Origin of the sequence: Halobellus sp. Atlit-38R (assembly GCF_003665925.1) — an archaeon.
In the GTDB taxonomy this organism is placed as follows: domain Archaea; phylum Halobacteriota; class Halobacteria; order Halobacteriales; family Haloferacaceae; genus Haloquadratum; species Haloquadratum inordinatus.
On record NZ_QXIJ01000148.1, the window covers coordinates 1 to 572 of the forward strand.

The following is a 572-nucleotide window of genomic DNA, read 5'->3' on the forward strand; positions in this document are numbered from 1 at the left end:
GAAACAGGAACGGTCGAGCTGTCCCCGGCGGATCAGATCCCGCCGGCGAGCCGGCCCGAGTCCGGGACGCCTTCCTCGTCGCGCACCGTCCCCGTCTCGCCCCAGCCGTCGGTGACGGTGAGCCGGGCCGCGTCGGGGAGCGGGTCGCTCGTGACCCGGATCAGCGCGGCCGGGTAGGTGATCGCCTCGCCGCAGGCGACGTCGTCGCTCCCCGGCCCCTGGACCGTCGCGTCCGCGACGAAGGTCCCGTCCTCGACGCCCATGCCGGTGCTATCGAACGTGATCTCGTCGTGGCAGGTGTCGGGACCGACGGACTCGACGTAGACGAGCACCGACGCCGCGAAGTCGGTCTCCTCGACGAACGCGCGGACCGCTTCGGGCGCGTCGTCGAGGAGCCACGAGGCGTCCCCCTCCTCGGCGATCAGCGTACAGAAGCCGCGCCGCTCGGTCCGGTCCCACGCGGGGCCCGAGAGCGCGGCACCGACCTGCTGGACGACCGTCGTTACCTCCTCGTCGTCGCTGTCGGCTCCGTCGCCGCCGTCCCCGTCGCTCCCGTCGCCGTCGGTGCCGTC

At 73.4% G+C, this 572-nt stretch carries 1 pseudogene; it reads right to left on the bottom strand.

Annotation, left to right across the window (positions count from 1 at the left end):
- Positions 1-35 precede the first annotated feature (35 nt).
- Positions 36-572: pseudogene (locus tag D3D02_RS18620) on the bottom strand (hypothetical protein); the annotation flags it as partial.